At 69.3% G+C, this 15,448-nt stretch carries 13 protein-coding genes; all 13 read right to left on the bottom strand.

Going from position 1 to position 15,448, the window contains the following annotated elements; translation table 11 throughout:
* Nucleotides 1-16: 16 nt before the first annotated feature.
* The gene (locus QFZ21_RS15800) at nucleotides 17-1,564 is read right to left on the bottom strand and encodes a sugar ABC transporter ATP-binding protein (protein WP_307379444.1); all 1,548 of its coding nucleotides are present in this window, start codon (nucleotides 1,562-1,564) and stop codon (nucleotides 17-19) included.
* Entirely contained in the window at nucleotides 1,561-2,646 is a 1,086-nt protein-coding gene (locus QFZ21_RS15795; RefSeq protein ID WP_307379441.1) for a LacI family DNA-binding transcriptional regulator, read from the bottom strand. Before QFZ21_RS15795 ends, QFZ21_RS15800 begins: the two co-directional genes overlap by 4 nt.
* A 76-nt stretch (nucleotides 2,647-2,722) precedes the next feature.
* A complete protein-coding gene (locus tag QFZ21_RS15790; RefSeq protein WP_307379438.1) occupies nucleotides 2,723-3,976 on the bottom strand; it encodes an FAD-binding protein in 1,254 nt (417 codons plus the stop codon).
* A 53-nt stretch (nucleotides 3,977-4,029) separates the two neighbouring features.
* Nucleotides 4,030-5,427, bottom strand: coding sequence for a glycoside hydrolase family 5 protein (locus QFZ21_RS15785; protein ID WP_307379436.1), 1,398 nt, complete (start codon nucleotides 5,425-5,427; stop codon nucleotides 4,030-4,032).
* Nucleotides 5,424-6,935, bottom strand: a complete 1,512-nt coding sequence (locus QFZ21_RS15780; RefSeq protein ID WP_307379434.1) for an alpha-N-arabinofuranosidase — start codon at nucleotides 6,933-6,935, stop codon at nucleotides 5,424-5,426. The genes QFZ21_RS15785 and QFZ21_RS15780 overlap by 4 nt, the downstream gene beginning before the upstream one ends.
* A 46-nt stretch (nucleotides 6,936-6,981) precedes the next feature.
* Nucleotides 6,982-7,860, bottom strand: coding sequence for a carbohydrate ABC transporter permease (locus QFZ21_RS15775; RefSeq protein ID WP_307379431.1), 879 nt, complete (start codon nucleotides 7,858-7,860; stop codon nucleotides 6,982-6,984).
* Complete coding sequence (locus tag QFZ21_RS15770; protein ID WP_307379429.1) at nucleotides 7,857-8,795, bottom strand: carbohydrate ABC transporter permease; 939 nt, start codon at nucleotides 8,793-8,795, stop codon at nucleotides 7,857-7,859. Before QFZ21_RS15770 ends, QFZ21_RS15775 begins: the two co-directional genes overlap by 4 nt.
* Nucleotides 8,796-8,869: 74 nt before the next feature.
* Complete coding sequence (locus tag QFZ21_RS15765; RefSeq protein ID WP_307379427.1) at nucleotides 8,870-10,225, bottom strand: ABC transporter substrate-binding protein; 1,356 nt, start codon at nucleotides 10,223-10,225, stop codon at nucleotides 8,870-8,872.
* A gap of 156 nt (nucleotides 10,226-10,381) precedes the next feature.
* Nucleotides 10,382-11,335, bottom strand: a complete 954-nt coding sequence (locus tag QFZ21_RS15760; protein WP_307379424.1) for a 3-hydroxyacyl-CoA dehydrogenase family protein — start codon at nucleotides 11,333-11,335, stop codon at nucleotides 10,382-10,384.
* On the bottom strand, nucleotides 11,332-11,799 hold the full coding sequence (locus QFZ21_RS15755; protein ID WP_307379420.1) for a ribose-5-phosphate isomerase: 468 nt from the start codon (nucleotides 11,797-11,799) through the stop codon (nucleotides 11,332-11,334). Before QFZ21_RS15755 ends, QFZ21_RS15760 begins: the two co-directional genes overlap by 4 nt.
* A complete protein-coding gene (locus QFZ21_RS15750) occupies nucleotides 11,796-13,577 on the bottom strand; it encodes a dihydroxyacetone kinase family protein (RefSeq protein ID WP_307379418.1) in 1,782 nt (593 codons plus the stop codon). The genes QFZ21_RS15755 and QFZ21_RS15750 overlap by 4 nt, the downstream gene beginning before the upstream one ends.
* The gene (locus QFZ21_RS15745) at nucleotides 13,574-14,554 is read right to left on the bottom strand and encodes a sugar phosphate isomerase/epimerase (RefSeq protein ID WP_307379416.1); all 981 of its coding nucleotides are present in this window, start codon (nucleotides 14,552-14,554) and stop codon (nucleotides 13,574-13,576) included. Before QFZ21_RS15745 ends, QFZ21_RS15750 begins: the two co-directional genes overlap by 4 nt.
* Nucleotides 14,555-14,656: 102 nt before the next feature.
* Nucleotides 14,657-15,358, bottom strand: coding sequence for a GntR family transcriptional regulator (locus QFZ21_RS15740; RefSeq protein ID WP_307379413.1), 702 nt, complete (start codon nucleotides 15,356-15,358; stop codon nucleotides 14,657-14,659).
* Nucleotides 15,359-15,448 lie beyond the last annotated feature (90 nt).

The following is a 15,448-nucleotide window of genomic DNA, read 5'->3' as shown; positions in this document are numbered from 1 at the left end:
GGAGTCTTGTTACCGATCACAGTTCCGCGTCAGGACGGGAATCGGCGGCGATCATCTCGACGACGGTGTCGACTGTCACACCCGGTCCGTTGCTGAGTTCGCCGATCTTCTCGCGGTCCTTGAGCACGATGATGCGGTCGCTCAGACGCACGACCTCCTCCAGCTCGGACGAGATGAAGACGACGGCGACGCCCTCCCCCGCCAGCTGACTGATCCGGCGCTGCACCTCGAGCTTGGCGGCGATGTCGATGCCCCTCGTCGGCTCGTCGAGGATGAGCACGTGCGGGCGCACGGCGAGCGCGCGGGCCAGGAGGACCTTCTGCTGCGTACCACCGGAGAGCAGTTTCACGGGCCGGTCGAGGTCGTCCCGGGAGAGATGCAGCGCCTCGACATACGTGTCGACGAGCGCGGTCTCCTCCGCGGTCGACAGCGGCCGCGTCCAGCCGCGCATCGCCTGCAGCGAGAGGATCATGTTCTCGCGCGCGGTCAGGTCGCCGATGATCCCCTGCGTCCGCCGGCTCTCCGCCGACAGGGCGATCCGGTGCCGCAGCGCCGCCGAGGGACTTCGCAGCTCCACCCGTTCTCCGTCGACCCACAGCTCGCCGCTGTCGGAGCGCACCGACCCGCTCAGCAGCGAGGCGAGCTCGGAGCGCCCGGAACCGCGGAGCCCGGCCAGCCCCACGATCTCGCCGGGCTGCACCTCGAAGTCCGTGCGCTCCAGCTCTCCGCGTCGGCCCACGTCGGTCGCGCGCATCGCCGGTTCGCCGTCGGGTGCGTAGTGATGCGCCTTGCGCTCGGAGCCGAGCGCGCGGAGACCCTCGATGTCCTTGCCGAGCATCTTCGAGATGAGGTCGGCGCGCTCGAGATCCCGCGTCGCGTACTCGCCGATCCGCTTCCCGCCGCGGAGCACCGTCATCCGGTCGCTGATCGCGAACGCCTGCTCGAGGAAGTGCGAGACGAAGAGGATCGCCACTCCCCGTTCGCGGAGGCCGCGGATCACCCGCATGAGTGTCGCCACCTCGGCCTGATCGAGGCTCGAGGTCGGCTCGTCGAGCACCAGCACCCGCGGGTCGTCGACCACCGCGCGGGCCAGGGCGACGAGCTGCTTCTGCGCCGGCGTCAGCAGTGACAGCGGGGTCTTCGGGTCGAGATCGTCGAGGCCGAGGCGCGCCAGGGCGTGCGCGGCATCCGCCCTTGTCCGCTTCCAGTCGATGCCGAATCGTCCGTGGCGCTCGCGCCCGAGCATGACGTTCTCGGCGACGCTGAGGTTCGGGCTGAGCTGGGTCTCCTGGAACACGGTGGCGATCCCGGCCGCACGACTGTCGGCCACGCCGCCGAATCGGCGGGCCTCGCCGTCGACGAAGACGGAACCGGATACCGGGGCGAGGGTCCCGGTGAGCACCCCGACGAGCGTGGATTTGCCGGCCGCGTTCTCGCCCATCACGGCGTGCACCTCGCCGGGGAACAGCCGGAAGTCGACCTCGTCGAGTGCGCGCACGCCGGGGAACTCGACCGTGATCCCCTCGAGCCGCACCACCGGTTCGAGGGTCGGTGCGGCGATCACCGGGTCTCCCGCGGCGCAGCGGACGACGCCCGCGGCACGAGCTCGGTGGGGATGCGGGTGAGGGTCGGGATCTCCCTGCCCTCGATCGCGGCGCGCAGCATCTCGACCACGGCGACGCCGAGCGCGGAGAAGTCCTGGCGCACGGTCGTGAGCGGCGGGAGGAAGTGTCGGGCGAGCGGCACGTCGTCGAAGCCGACGACGCTGAGATCCCTCGGCACCTCGAAGCCCTTGTCGTGCAGGCCGTGGATGAGGCCGATCGCCATGTCGTCGTTCGCGGCGAAGATCGCGGTGTAGTCGGGGAGGCGGTTCAGGCCCATCGCGAAGTCGTAGGCGAAGTCGGCCGACCAGTCCCCCACCACGATCGGGCGCTCGCGGATGCCCCACGACTTGGCACGGGAGTGGAAGGCCCGCTCGCGCGCTCGGGCGTCGAGCCAGTCCAGCGGGCCGGACATGTGCAGGATGTCGCGGTGCCCGAGGGCCACGAGGTGGTCGACCACGAGGGTCGTCCCGGCGTGCTGATCGATCGACACCGTGAGGAACGTCGGGTCCGCGTCGGCCTTCACGACCAGCATCGGGACGGCGATCGAGATGCGGCGGAGCGCGGCGACCGACGACGACCGGGGCGCGATCACGCACAGGGCATCGACACCCTGCGTGACGAGGTTGTCGACCGCCTCCTGCGGAGTCAGGGCATCGCCCTCGTGCAGCGCCACCGGCGTGACCGAGTAGCCCGCCGCGCGCGATGACAGCTCCACGGCACGCAGGATGCTGGTGGGCCCGAAGGCCACCGCGCTCTCGACGATCACGCCGATGCGTCGGGTGCGCTGTGTGGCCAGCGCCCGCGCGACGAGGTTCGGGCGGTAGTCGAGCTCCTCGATCGCCTCGAGCACCCGGCGGCGAGTGTCGGGCTTGATGTTCGGATGATCGTTGAGCACCCGCGAAACGGTCATGTGCGAGACCCCGGCGATCGTCGCGACCTGCCGGATGCTGGGCTTGTCCGAGCCGACGTTCACCATGCGCACCTCCGTCGGCTGCTCCGGTGATGTTACCGAGAACAACCCCGGCGCTGCAATGGTGCCCACGGACCTTTCGAATCGCGCAACTGGTGCCTACGAAGCCAGAACTCGGCCAATTTGCGCGATTCGAAACCGGGAGCGACTACAACCCCAGGCGCTCCAGGTACGGATTCGACAGACGCCGGTCGGGGTCGAAGCGGGCGGCCAGGGCGGCGAAAGCGTCGAACCGCGGGTAGCGCGAACGCACCTCGGCGCCGTCGAGCGTGAACACCTTGCCCCAGTGCGGACGGGCGGATGCCGGCAGCGCGGCCTCGATCGTCGGGAGCAGTGCCCTGACCGCCTCTTCCTCGGGCTTCCAGGTGAAGTGGATGCCGACGGCATCCGTCCCGTACTCCGGGCTCAGCCACAGGTCGTCGGACCGCACCGTGCGGATCTCGTTCACGAGCAGCAGCGGCGCGATCTGTCCGGCGAGCGTGCGGACGGCCTGGATCGCCTCGACCGCATCCGCGCGGGGCACCAGGTACTCGGTCTGCAGCTCGGCGCCGGCCGACGGCGTGAACTCGAGCCGGAAGTGCGGGAGTCGCTCGAACCACGGGCCGGAGACGCCGCCCTGCTCGGTGCAGGCGACCGGATCGACGCCGAGGATCGGATGCCGCTTGCTCGCGGCCGGTTCCGCGCCGAGGCGCTCGAACAGCGACTCCCGCGCGGCCTCGCGTGCCTCGGGCTGGCGCTGCTTGACCCAGACCTGGTCGACGAAGTCGGTGCGCTCCCAGGTCGAGAAGAGGCTCACGCTGGTGCCGATCGAGGTGACCTCGTTGAACGCGGCGAGGACGCCGTCCCAGTCCGGGTGCTCGAAGACGTGCTGGGCCACCTCGTAGGTCGGCTCGACGTCGAGGGTGACGTCGACCACGGCTCCGAGCGCGCCGAGGCTCACCACCGCGCCCGCGAAGTCGTCGTCGCCGCGGCGCAGCGTACGGGTCTCCCCGGCCGGCGTGACGATCGTCAGCCCGCGAACCGCCGAGGCCAGCGAGCCGATCGCGTCGCCCGACCCGTGCGTCCCGGTGGTGACCGCCCCGGCGACCGAGATGTGCGGCAGCGAGGCGAGGTTCGCGAGCGCCAGCCCCTCGGCGTGCAGCAGAGGGGCGATGTCGCCGTAGCGCAGGGCGCCGGAGACGCGCACGGCATCGCGTTCCGGCGAGATCTCGAACACCCGCGGCATCCGGTCCAGGGCGATCAGCACGCCGTCGGTGTCGGCGATGTCGTTGAAGCAGTGCCGCGATCCCAGCATCCGCACCCGCCCCGGCGAGGCGAGCGCCGCCCGCAGCTCGTCGAGCGATGCGGGGTGCGCGATCGTCGATGCCCGATAGGTGAGGTTCCCTGCCCAGTTGTGCTCCATGACGTCGACACTCCTCCGCATCTCGCGACGATCCCGTCGCAGTCTATGCGCGCTCAGCGCGCGGTCGAGAGAATGCGCTCGAGTCGGTCGCGGCGCACGCAGTTCTCGAAAGCGAACGCGTCGGCGAGCGCTGTCGCCTCCGCCGGCCTCACGCCGTCGAACGCCCGCGCATAGTCGTAGACCATCGCCTCGGCGAGCATCACGTGGCGCACATGCCCGTGGATCCAGCGCCGCGCGCCCCACGGGAACGGCGCGAAGTCGGGGAACTCGGTCTCGAACAGGCGCTCGATCGGATCGAGGATGTCGCGGACCCGCGCGTCGGTCGATCCCCACGAGTCGACGCCCAGCCGGGCCTTCTTCTCGAGCACGGGCGCGATGCGCTGCATGTAGTCGGATGCCGGGTCGGCGCTGACGAGCCCCTGCAGCCCGATGTCCTTGTACGTCCAGAGCGCCCAGCTCGCGTCGTGCCTGGCGAAGATCTCGAGCTGATCCTCGAGCAGCTGATAGCGCTGCTCGTCGCGCGCGGGATCGCCGGTGTAGACCGGGCCGAACTCGCCGACCCAGATCGGCGTGCCCGTCTCGCGCATGTACGCGGTGCGGGCGAGGAACGTCTCCTCCACCCGGTCGCGGTCGATGTACTGGCCGCGGCTCACGCCCGGGTACGGCCCGCCGTCGACGAATCCCGGCAGGGCGTAGTCGTGCGCCGTGTAGACGCAGTTCGGCAGCGGGTCGCCGAGCTGATCGAACTGGGTCGAGTAGCGGTTGCCGTCGAGGAACAGGATGTGCTCGGGGTCGACCGCGCGGATCGCCGCCTCGAGTCGGCGGTAGAACGGACCGACGGTGGAGCCTTCGGCATCCGCCGGCTCGTTGATCGGGTTGTATCCGGCCACCCACGGGTTGCCGCGGTAGCGCGCGGCGATCTGCTCCCAGAGGTGCACGACCCGGTCCTGGAACTGCCGCTGCGTCCAGAAGTGCGCCCACTGGGTGGGGTTGTCGCTGTGCCAGTGCTGGTTCTGCGCACCGGGGACCGCGTGCAGGTCGAGGATCGCGAAGATGCCGTGTCGCGCGCACGTGTCGACCGCCTGGTCGAGCAGCGCGAAACCCTCCTCCTTCAGCACGAACGGCTCGGCGTCGTCCTCGAAGTGCCGGTAGTTGAACGGGATCCGCACGGAATTGAGCCCGAGGCTGCGCACATGGGCGGCGTCGGCATCCGTGAAGAACACCGACAGAAAGCGCGCGAAGTAGCTCTCGTACGCCTCGTCGCCCATCACGCGGCGGAGGGCGCGGCGATGCTGCGTCTCGGTGCCCGCGTAGCCGGTGATGAAGTTCTCCATGTTCATCCACCCGCCGAGCCCGAAGCCGCGCAGCAACACGGGCTCCGCTCCGTCGACGATGCGGGTGCCGTCGACGCGCAGCACGGAGCCCGGCTCCGCCGGCGAAGGCGACGTCATCGCGCGGTCACCGCGGTCCACGACACGGCGGGCAGGGTGATCGAGATCATCCCGTCCTCGACGCGCGCCGAGGTGTTCTCCTGCAGGCCGACGCGCTCCGGGTCGTCGAGCGTGTTGCGCGCGTGGATGTCGTCGTCGTGCAGGGACTGCGCCGAGGTGACCTGCACATCGCCGAGCCGGCTGACATCGATCTGCACCGTCACCGCGTCGGTCAGGCTGCGGTTGACGAGGAAGACGGCCGTCTCGCCGGTCTCCTCGTCGTGCGTCGCGACGGCGTCGACGAGCGACACGTCGCCGTAGGCGTCGCTCGCGTAGGTGGGCGCCTCGAGGCGCACCTCCAGCGCGGTGCCGCGCGCGAGCTGCGAGGTCAGGGCGAACGGGAAGAACGTCGTCTGCCGCCACGAGATGCCGCCGGGCTCGGTCATGATCGGCGCGATCACGTTCACGAGCTGCGCGAGGCTGGCCGCCGTCACGCGGTCGGCGTGCCGGATCAGCGAGATCAGCAGGTTGCCGAACACCACGGCGTCGACCACCGAGTACGAGTCCTCCAGCAGCCGCGGTGCGACCGGCCAGTCGCTCGCATCCGTGATCTTCTCCACGTCGTTGAAGCGCGACTGGTACCAGACGTTCCACTCGTCGAACGAGATGTTCAGCGTCTTGTCGCTGCGGCGCAGCGCCTTCACATGGTCGGCCGTCGCCACGACGACCTCGATGAAGCGATCCATGTCGACGGCCGAGGCGAGGAAGCTCGCATAGTCGCCGTCCTTGGGCTCGTAGTACGCATGGCACGAGATGAAGTCGACCTCGTCGTAGGTCTCCTCCAGCACGGTGCGCTCCCACTCGCCGAAGGTCGGCATCGAGGCGCTCGAGCTGCCGCACGCGACGAGCTCCAGGTCGGGGTCGATCATGCGCATCGCCCGGGCGGTCTTGACCGCGAGGCGACCGTACTCGTGCGCGGTGGCGTAGCCGAGCTGCCACGGCCCGTCCATCTCGTTGCCCAGGCACCACATGCGGATGCCGTAGGGCTCCTTCTTGCCGTTCGCGATGCGCTTCTCCGACCAGAACGTGCCGGACGGGATGTTGGCGTACTCGAGCACGTCGAGCGCCGACTCGATGCCGCGGGTGCCCAGGTTGACCGCGTACATCAGCTCACTGCCGACGCCCTCGGCCCAGGCGGCGAACTCGTCGAGGCCGATCTCGTTCGTCTCGGTCGAGTGCCAGGCGAGGTCGAGCCTTCGCGGCCGCTCCTCCCGCGGCCCGATGCCGTCCTCCCAGCGGTACCCCGAGATGAAGTTGCCTCCCGGGTAGCGGATGGTGGACACCCCGAGCTCCTTGACGAGCTCGACGACATCGCCACGGAAGCCGTCGGCATCGGAAGTGGGGTGGCCCGGTTCGTAGATGCCTCCGTAGACACAGCGGCCGAGGTGCTCGACGAAGGAGCCGAAGAGACGTCGGTTGACTTCGCCGACCGTGAAGTGCGGGTCGATGGCGAGACGAGCGTTGAACATTTTCACCTTTGCGTGGAGAGAGTGGAGGTCGAGCGGCCGGCGTCGGCTACTTGAGACTTCCGATGGAGAGGCCGCCCTGCCAGTACTTCTGGAGGGTGAGGAAGGCGATCACCAGAGGGATCACGGAGACGAGGGACCCGAGGATGATGACGCTCCAGAGCGACGTGCCGCCGGCATTGTTCGCCGAGGCGATGCCCTGCCACATGCCGATGCCGACCGTGACGGGGAAGAGGCGGTTGTCCGAGAGCATCGCCAGCGGCAGGAAATAGTTGTTCCAGGAGGCGACCACCGAGAGCAACAGCACCGTGACGATGGCCGGACGCATCAGCGGGACCGAGACCTGCAGGAACGTGCGCACCTCGCCGGCGCCGTCGACCCGTGCCGCGTCGAGCAGCTCGTCGGGCACGGCCTCCCGCGTGTAGATGTTCATCAGGTACACGCCGAACGGGTTCAGCAGGGTCGGCAGGATCACGGCCCAGATCGTGTTGGTGAGTCCGAGCTGCGAGAACAGGATGAACGTCGGGATGACCAGAGCCGTGGTCGGAACCATGACCGAGCCGAGCAGCACGGCGAAGCTGAACGAGCGCCCGCGGAAGCGGAACTTGGCGAAGCCGTAGCCGGCCATCACGGCGAGCACCGTGGCGCCGATGCCGCCGACGAACGCGTACAGCGCCGAGTTCAGCAGCCACCGCACGTAGATGCCGTTCTGGTACGTGAACAGGTCGACCAGGTTGCCCCAGTAGTCGATGTCTTCGGCGAACCAGAGCGAGCTCCCGCCGCCGAAGAGGCCGGCGGCATCCTTCGAGCTGTTGACGATGACCCACCAGAAGGGCACCAGGAAGTAGACGACCAGGAAGCCGAGGAGCACCTGCAGCGGCAGATGACGGCGGCGCGCGGCGCGACCGGAGTCGGTGAGTGTCGTCATGAGAGGAAGCTCCCGCGCTTTCGGGTGATGAACATGAAGAGGTAGACGCACACGAACACCACGGCGCCGAGGGCGAACGAGATCGCCGATCCGTAGTTGTAGTTCGCCAGCGCGAATGCCTGCTGATAGGCGTACATGTTCGGTGTGAGGTCGGAGGGGATCGCGCCGGAGGCCAGATATCGGAGGATCTGCGGCTCGTTGAAGAACTGCAGGGTGCCTATCAGCGCGAACACCAGGATGAGCAGCAGCGCGGGGGCGATCAGCGGGATCTTGATGCGGAGCGTGATCTGCCAGCCGGTCGCACCGTCGATGCGGGCCGCCTCGTAGAGCGTCGGGTCGATGCCCTGCAGCGCCGCGTAGATGATGATCATGTAGTAGCCGGCCCACTGCCAGGTCACGATGTTCAGCAGGCCGAAGAACACCAGGTCGCGGCTCAGGAGGTCGGGGCCGACGGCGCCGAACATGCCGAAGATCTCGGCGATCGGCCCGAAGCTCTTGCTGTAGAGGAAGCCCCACATCAGCGCGCCGATCACGGCGGGGATCGCATACGGCAGGAAGATCATCAGCCGCGAGAAGCGGGCGAAGCGCGTGACGACCGCGTCGAGGATGAGGGCGACCGAGAGCGACACCGCCATCTGCAGGGGGATCAGCACGGCCGAGAAGACGATGACGTACTGGATGCCGTCGAGGAAGTTCGGGTCGGTGAAGGCCTTGATGTAGTTGTCGAACAGGACGAACGATGTCCCGCCGATCAGGCGCTTCTGGAAGAGGCTGAGGTAGAGCGCGTAGAGCAGTGGCGTGACGAGCAGGGCGAAGAACACGATCGCGAAGGGGGCGACGAACGCCCAGCCGACGTGACCGCGGGCGATGGCGCCTCGTCGTCGAGGGCCGCGGGGGGTCGCCGCCTTCGGACGGGTGGCGAGGTCGACAGTCATGGAGACTCCTGGGATGGGATGCGGAAGGGGCCACGACGGGCCGTCCGGGTGAGCGGACGGCCCGTCGCGTTCGATCACTCGACGGTGAAGCCCTGCTCCTCCGCGTACTTCACGACGGTGTCCTGCAGCGCGTCGGCGGCTTCGGACCCGGAGAGGGATCCGTCGTTGATGGCCGCGAGCTGCTCGTTGAAGGCGTCGAAGTAGTACGCGCCGAAGGGCGTGTACGTCATACCCGTGTAGCCGTTGGCCGCCGGGACGTACACCTCCTTGTTCGCCATCTGTCCGCCGAAGAACGGCACCTCGTAGTTCTCGAACTCGGGAGAGTTGAGCGCCTTGAGGTTGAGCGGGAAGATGACCTGGTTCTGCCATCCGTCCGTGAGCGAGGCGTCGTCGGCGTATACGCCGAACGCGACCTTGGCCGCGAGCTCGGGGTTCGATGCCTGGCTCGTGACGGAGAAGGCGGAGCCGCCCCAGTTCACGAAGGTCGGGTCTGCGGCGTCCCACTGCGGCAGCGGGGCGGTCGCCCAGACTCCGGCATCCTCACCCTCGCCGACGCCGGCGCCGGTCAGGTAGCCGGGAGCCCATGCCGCCGAGATGTAGGTCGCGTAGTCCCCGCCGATCACGCCGGAGATGTACTCGGGCGTGAACTGGTCCTGCGTGCCGACGAGGCCCTTCTCGACCAAGCCGGCCCAGTAGTCCAGGACCTCCTTGGACGCGGGGTCGTTCAGGTCGATCGAGATCGATTCCGGGTTGGCCGAGTCGTAGGTGAAGGGCTCCGCGCCGTTCTGGTACTGCAGCGCCATCATCACCGCGGGCGTGTTCGCGCCCAGGTCGCCGAAGAGCGGGCCCCCGGCGTCCTTGACCTTCTGCGCCGCTGCCTCGTACTCGGCCCAGGTGGTCGGCGGCGTGATGCCGTAGGTCTCGAAGATGTCCTTGCGGTAGATCATGCCCATGGGGCCGCCGTCGACCGGCACGCCGTACACGCCCTCACCGACCGAGACATCCTTCCAGGCGCCCTCGCTGTAGTCGTCCTTGACGTCTTCGAATCCGAAGGCCGAGATGTCGACGATCGCCTCCTGCACCTGGAAGGTCGGGATGCGATCGGCCTCGATCATGATGACATCGGGTGCGCCTGTGCCCGCCGTGATGGCGGTCTGGAACTTGTCGTACTCGTCACCGCCCTGGCCTGCATTGGTCCAGCAGACCTGGACCTCGTCGTTCTGCTCGTTGAAGTTGTCGACCACGAGCTCCATGTTCGGGTACCAGGCCCACATGGTGACGACGGGGAGGTCGTCCTTCTGGATCTTGTTCGTGCAGTTGGTCGCTTCGCTGTTGCCGCCCTCGTTCGTACCGCCGTCGCCGGCGCACGATACGAGTGCGCCCGCGAGGACGAGAGTGAGTGCCGCAGCGAGAACTGGCTTCGTCTTCACTGTGTTTCCCTTCGGATGCTGGACATCATTGTCAGTGCTCCACCCGGTCGTCCTGACGCGGGAGGTCGGGTTTACAACGTTGTATTTCTAACGTTGTAATTTTAGCGCAAGGGGTGCCGGGACTGTCAAGAGTGGACCCTTGCGGATGCTGGGGTTTCAGTAGCTGACGGGCGCGGGGCCGAGCTCGTCGAGCAGTCGCGACATGGCGACGTACGCGCGGTCGCGGTAGGCCACGAGCTCGGCGATGCGCTCGGGCGAGGTGGCGAGGAACCCGCTGCCCGACTTCACGCCGAGCTCCCCTCGGGCGACGCGCTCGCGAAGCGCCGCCGGCTCGGCGAAGCGGTCGGGGTACGCCGCGCCCAGGGATCCGTAGCAGAACTCGTACACGTCGAGCCCGGCGATGTCGGCGATCGCGAAAGGCCCGAAGAACGGCAGCCGGAACCCGAAGGTCGTCCGGGCGATCGTGTCCACGGCCTCGGCGGTGGCGACGCCCTCGTCGACGAGGCGCGCAGCCTCGGTGAACAGCGCGTACTGCAGGCGGTTGAGGACGAAGCCCGTGACATCGGGCACCTCGACGCCGGCCTTGCCGCACTCGGCCAGCAGCGCGGTCACCCGTGCGACCGCGGCGGGCGCCGTGCCCGCGTGCGGGATGACCTCGACGCCGGGGATGAACGTCGCCGGGTTGCTGAAGTGCACCCCGAGGAACCGCTCCGGCCGGTCCACGGCCTCGGCGAGCACCGCGATCGAGATCGTCGAGGTGTTGCTGCCGATCACGGCCTCCGCGGGGGCTGCCGTGCTGATGCGCCGGAGCGTCTCGTGCTTGACGGCGAGGATCTCCGGGACGGCCTCCTCGACGACGTCGGCGTCGGCCACGGCCTCCTCGATCGACGCGGCGGCGGTGACACCCGCGGCGATGCGTTCGGCCGCGCCGGTCGGGAACAGCGAGCGCGACTCGAAGTCGGCGGCCTCCCGCACGATGCGGTCGCGGCTCAGCACCGCCTGCTCGGCGGAGACGTCGGCGAGCGCGACCTGCCGCCCGGAGAGCGCGATCACCTGCGCGATCCCGCCACCCATGTACCCGGATCCGACCACTGCGACTCGTTCGGTCATGCCGACTCCTCCTTCTCGATCTCACCGATCAGATCCACCTTGGCGGATGACGGCGACTGCGGGTCGAACTGCAGGCCGAGCCAGCCGTCGACCAGGGTCTTGGCGAGCTCGGGGCCGATGACCCTGGCTCCCAGCGCGAGGATCTGCGCGTCGTTGCTGAGCACGGATCGGGCGACCGAGTAGGAGTCATGCGCGGTGACCGCCCTGACGCCCCGCACCTTGTTCGCGGCGATCGCCATACCGAGTCCCGTGCCGCACACCAGCAGCCCGCGATCCGCCTCCCCGTCGGCGACCAGTCGTGCCGCCTCCGAGGCGACCTGGGGATACGGGGTGTGCCCGTCGGCATCCACACCGACGTCGACGACGCCCGCGACCCGGGGGTCGTCCTCCAACAGCGCCCTGAGCAGCTCCTTGTACTCGTATCCGGCATCATCCGCGCCGATCACGATCCGCCATCCGGTCATGAGTGCTGCCCTTCGTCCGATGCTTCTGCTGGTGCTTCTCCTGCGCGTTCCGCGCCGATGCTGTCCGCCAGCGCGGTCACGATCATCGCGAACGACACCGCTCCGGGGTCGGGGTGCCCGATGCTGCGCTCGGCGAGCGGGCGGGCCCGTCCCTTCCGGGGCCGGAGCGCGGCGGTCGCCTCGGCACTCTCCGTGGCCTCGGCCGCTGCTCGCGCGAGCGCGTCGTCGAGGTCGCGGCCGTCGGCGAGCGCGGCGGACAGTGCCGCCTCGAACGGCAGCAGGGCGTCGAGCATGGTCTTGTCGCCGGCCGCAGCTCCGCCCAGCTGTTCGATGCGTGCGCGCGCGGCCTGGACCGCGGCGACGACGGCGGTGCCGCCCGCTGATCCCTCGGCATCCGCCGCACGGCCGAAGGCGGCGAGTGCCGCACCCCAGAGCGCCCCGGAGGTTCCGCCGGCCTTCTCGGACCAGGCCTCGCCCGCCGCGGTCAGCAGGGCGGTGAGTCCGCCATCGTCGGTCACGGTCGACGCGCCGGCGACGGCTGCCTCGAGGCCTCGGCTCATACCGACGCCGTGGTCGCCGTCTCCCGCGATCGCGTCGAGCGCGCCGAGGTGCTCGGCCTGCTCGTCGACCAGGGTGCGCGCCACGCTCAGCAGGCGGCGCGCCAGCCCGGCTGCCTGTCGGGATTCAACGGAGGCCGGCAGTGTCTCGGCAGGCGCCACCTCGGATGCCGGCGCCTGTATCGCGTCCGCGCGCGGAGCCGCGGCCACCGGCACGCTGTCGACGATCGCTCCGCGCCGGAAGGCGGGGGCCGCGGCCGGTCCGTTCCAGAGTTCCTCCAGCTCGTCGTCGAGCCAGAGCAGAGTTACCGAGACGCCGCCCATGTCGAGGCTCGTCACCAGCTCGCCGCAGAGCGGACTCGTGACCTCGATGCCGTGGCCCTCGAGTTCGCGGTGCAGGTGCCCGAACAGCACGAAGAGCTCCTCGTACTTCACCGTCCCGAGCCCGTTGACGATCAGCGAGACGCGCGGCGCCGCTCCGTTGGGACGCTCGTCGAGCAGCGGCTCGAGCAGCGTGACGGCGAGGTCACGCGCGTTCTGCAGGGGGACGTCGCGGATGCCGGGTTCGCCGTGGATGCCGAGGCCGATCGACATCATCCCCTCCGGCACATCGAACAGCGGGGACGATGCGCCGGGGAGCGTGCAGCCGGAGAACGCGACGCCGATCGTGCGGGTGCGGTCGTTCGCGTGGCGCGCCAATCGCTCGACGGCGTCGAGGTCGTCGCCGCGCTCGGCGGCCGCCCCGGCGATCCGGAACACGCACAGGTCTCCGGCGATGCCGCGACGCGACGCGGCATCCGTCACGGGAGCGCTGGCGATGTCGTCCGTGACCAGCACGGTGCGCACGTCCCTGCCCTCTTCGCGTAAACGGCGCTCCGCTTCGCCGAAGTGGATGACGTCGCCGGCGTAGTTGCCGAAGCTGAACAGCACCCCTCCCCCGGCATCCGCGGCTCGGGCGACCTCGACCGCCTGTCCCGCCGAGGGCGACGAGAAGATGTTGCCGCAGACCGCTCCGGCGGCCATGCCGACCCCGACGACTCCGGCGAAGGCCGGGTAGTGCCCGGAGCCGCCGCCCACCACGACCGCGACGCGACCGGGTGCGAGCGGGGTGGCGCGCACCACGCCGCCGCCGAGCCGACGCAGCTCGTGCGGATGGGCGAGGACGAGGCCGTCCAGTGCGTCTGCGACGAAGGTCTGCGGCTCGGCGATCATGCGGGTCATGACGGGATCCTCTCGACGTGCTGGATCACACGGCTCTCGCCCAGGGCGTAGTCGCGGCGGGGCAGGACGCGCCCGCGCAGATAGTCGCGGTTCGCGGCGCTCATGCTCAGTCCGTCCCCGCCGTAGTGCTCGGTGCAGATGACGCCCTGGAAGCCGTGGTCGATCGCCATGCGGATCGCCGTGCGGTAGTCGATGAGGCCGCTCTCGAGGTAGGCGGGAGCGGTCGTCACGACGCCGGATGCCGGATCCTCATCCCGCGTGTAGTTCTTCACGTGCCAGAAGTTGGCGTACGGGAGAGTCTGCGCGAGTAGATCCCGCCAGTCCTCGACGGGCTCGTGCAGCCGGATGAGGTTGCCGATGTCGGGATTGAGGCCGACCGTGTCCATCCCGATCTCCTCGACGAGTCGCACCGCCGAGGCGCCGGTGCCGAGGAACGTGTGCTCGTACATCTCGAGGGAGAGCAGGATGCCGAGGTCGGCGGCGTGCTGCCCGAGCTCGCGGAACCGACGCACAGCCAGGTTCCAGCCGTCGGTGTCGTCGATCCGGTCGCGATGGCCCTCGACGGTCCAGAACCAGAGCTGTTCCCGCTGCTCGGGAGTCAGCGGCTGGTGCAGCCCCACCGACACCACGCCGATGCCGAGCTCGGCCGCGACGTCGAGGGTGCGGTGGCTGTAGGCCAGGTTCGCGTCTCCGTCGGCGGCGTCGATCACGCTCTTGCGGATCGCGGAAAGGGACGCGGCCTCGAGCCCCGCCTCGTCGAGCACCTCGAGGAGCAGCGCTCGTCGCTGCGGATCCAGGTCGCCGTAGGCGATCCAGGAGTCGGTCAGATCGACGTGGCGGAAGTCGGCGTCGGCGACCTGGTGCAGGGCCTGCAGCCACTCCGCGCGCAGCGATTCCTCCCTCGCCTCGAGCGGCAGGCGGGTGGTGAAGGGCAGCATCGCGGCGGCGATCGGCCAGTTCTCGGCGGTGAGCGCCATCGTCCATCAACTCCTTTGAATCCGGCATCATGCACGATACCGGATAAAGAGGAAAACGTTGTAAATTTTCCGAAAACCATGACGAGAGCGCGAGCGCAGGGTCTACAGAGAGGCCGAGACCTCGCTGATCGCCCGACTGCGCACGCCCTCGAGGTGCCGCCGCATCGCCTCTTCGGCGGCAGGGGCATCTCCGTCGGCGATGGCCTGCGCGATCGCCCGGTGCTCGGCCACCGTCTCGGCGGCATCCGTCACTCCCCGCCCGGAGAACAGCCGGAACCGCTGCACGTGACTGCCGAGCGCATCGTAGGCGTGCACCAGGAAGCGGTTGCCCGTGCCGGCCACGATCGCCCGGTGGAACTCCCGGTCAGCCTCGTAGTACGCGCGGAACGACTCGAACTGCTCGCCCTGCGGGGCGGCCTCGAGCGCATCGACGCTGGTCTCGAGCTGACGCGCGAGGGCGTCCCGCTCGACGCTGAGAGCCGCCTCCGCCGCCACAGCGGGTTCGAGCAGCAGACGCGCGGCGAGCAGATCGGCCAGCTCCTCGGCGTCCAGCGCGGGGGCGACGCGGTACCCGCGCAGCGCCAGCCGCTGCACGAGCCCGGTCGATTCGAGCCGCGCGAGAGCCTCGCGGACCGGACTGCTCGACACCCCGAACTCACGGGCGAGGGCGTCGATGCTCAGCGGGGACTCCGCCTCCATATGCCCGTCGATGATGAGTCGCAGCAACTGATCGTGCACGTCGTCGACGACCAGCCGCGGACTGATCCGCTCCGGACGGACGGGGCGGCGGGGGTCGATCGGCATTGCGCCATCCTACGCGGCACCCCGTGCGACACCCGCTGGCGGGGAACGGCGACGGCGGATGCTGCGAATAGAGTATGGAGAACGTGCCGC

Origin of the sequence: Microbacterium sp. W4I20, assembly GCF_030816505.1 — a bacterium.
GTDB lineage: Bacteria > Actinomycetota > Actinomycetes > Actinomycetales > Microbacteriaceae > Microbacterium.
The sequence above is the reverse complement of the archived record's forward strand: the minus strand, read 5'-3'. Positions and strand labels throughout refer to the sequence as shown.

Bases quoted from the DNA above. Each gene is read 5' to 3' on its own strand.
- QFZ21_RS15750 (WP_307379418.1), bottom strand. From the start codon at position 13,577: ATGACCCGCATGATCGCCGAGCCGCAGACCTTCGTCGCAGACGCACTG.
- QFZ21_RS15755 (WP_307379420.1), bottom strand. From the start codon at position 11,799: ATGACCGGATGGCGGATCGTGATCGGCGCGGATGATGCCGGATACGAG.
- QFZ21_RS15780 (WP_307379434.1), bottom strand. From the start codon at position 6,935: ATGTTCAACGCTCGTCTCGCCATCGACCCGCACTTCACGGTCGGCGAA.
- QFZ21_RS15770 (WP_307379429.1), bottom strand. From the start codon at position 8,795: ATGACTGTCGACCTCGCCACCCGTCCGAAGGCGGCGACCCCCCGCGGC.
- QFZ21_RS15790 (WP_307379438.1), bottom strand. From the start codon at position 3,976: ATGGAGCACAACTGGGCAGGGAACCTCACCTATCGGGCATCGACGATC.
- QFZ21_RS15760 (WP_307379424.1), bottom strand. From the start codon at position 11,335: ATGACCGAACGAGTCGCAGTGGTCGGATCCGGGTACATGGGTGGCGGG.
- QFZ21_RS15785 (WP_307379436.1), bottom strand. From the start codon at position 5,427: ATGACGTCGCCTTCGCCGGCGGAGCCGGGCTCCGTGCTGCGCGTCGAC.
- QFZ21_RS15740 (WP_307379413.1), bottom strand. From the start codon at position 15,358: ATGCCGATCGACCCCCGCCGCCCCGTCCGTCCGGAGCGGATCAGTCCG.
- QFZ21_RS15775 (WP_307379431.1), bottom strand. From the start codon at position 7,860: ATGACGACACTCACCGACTCCGGTCGCGCCGCGCGCCGCCGTCATCTG.
- QFZ21_RS15745 (WP_307379416.1), bottom strand. From the start codon at position 14,554: ATGGCGCTCACCGCCGAGAACTGGCCGATCGCCGCCGCGATGCTGCCC.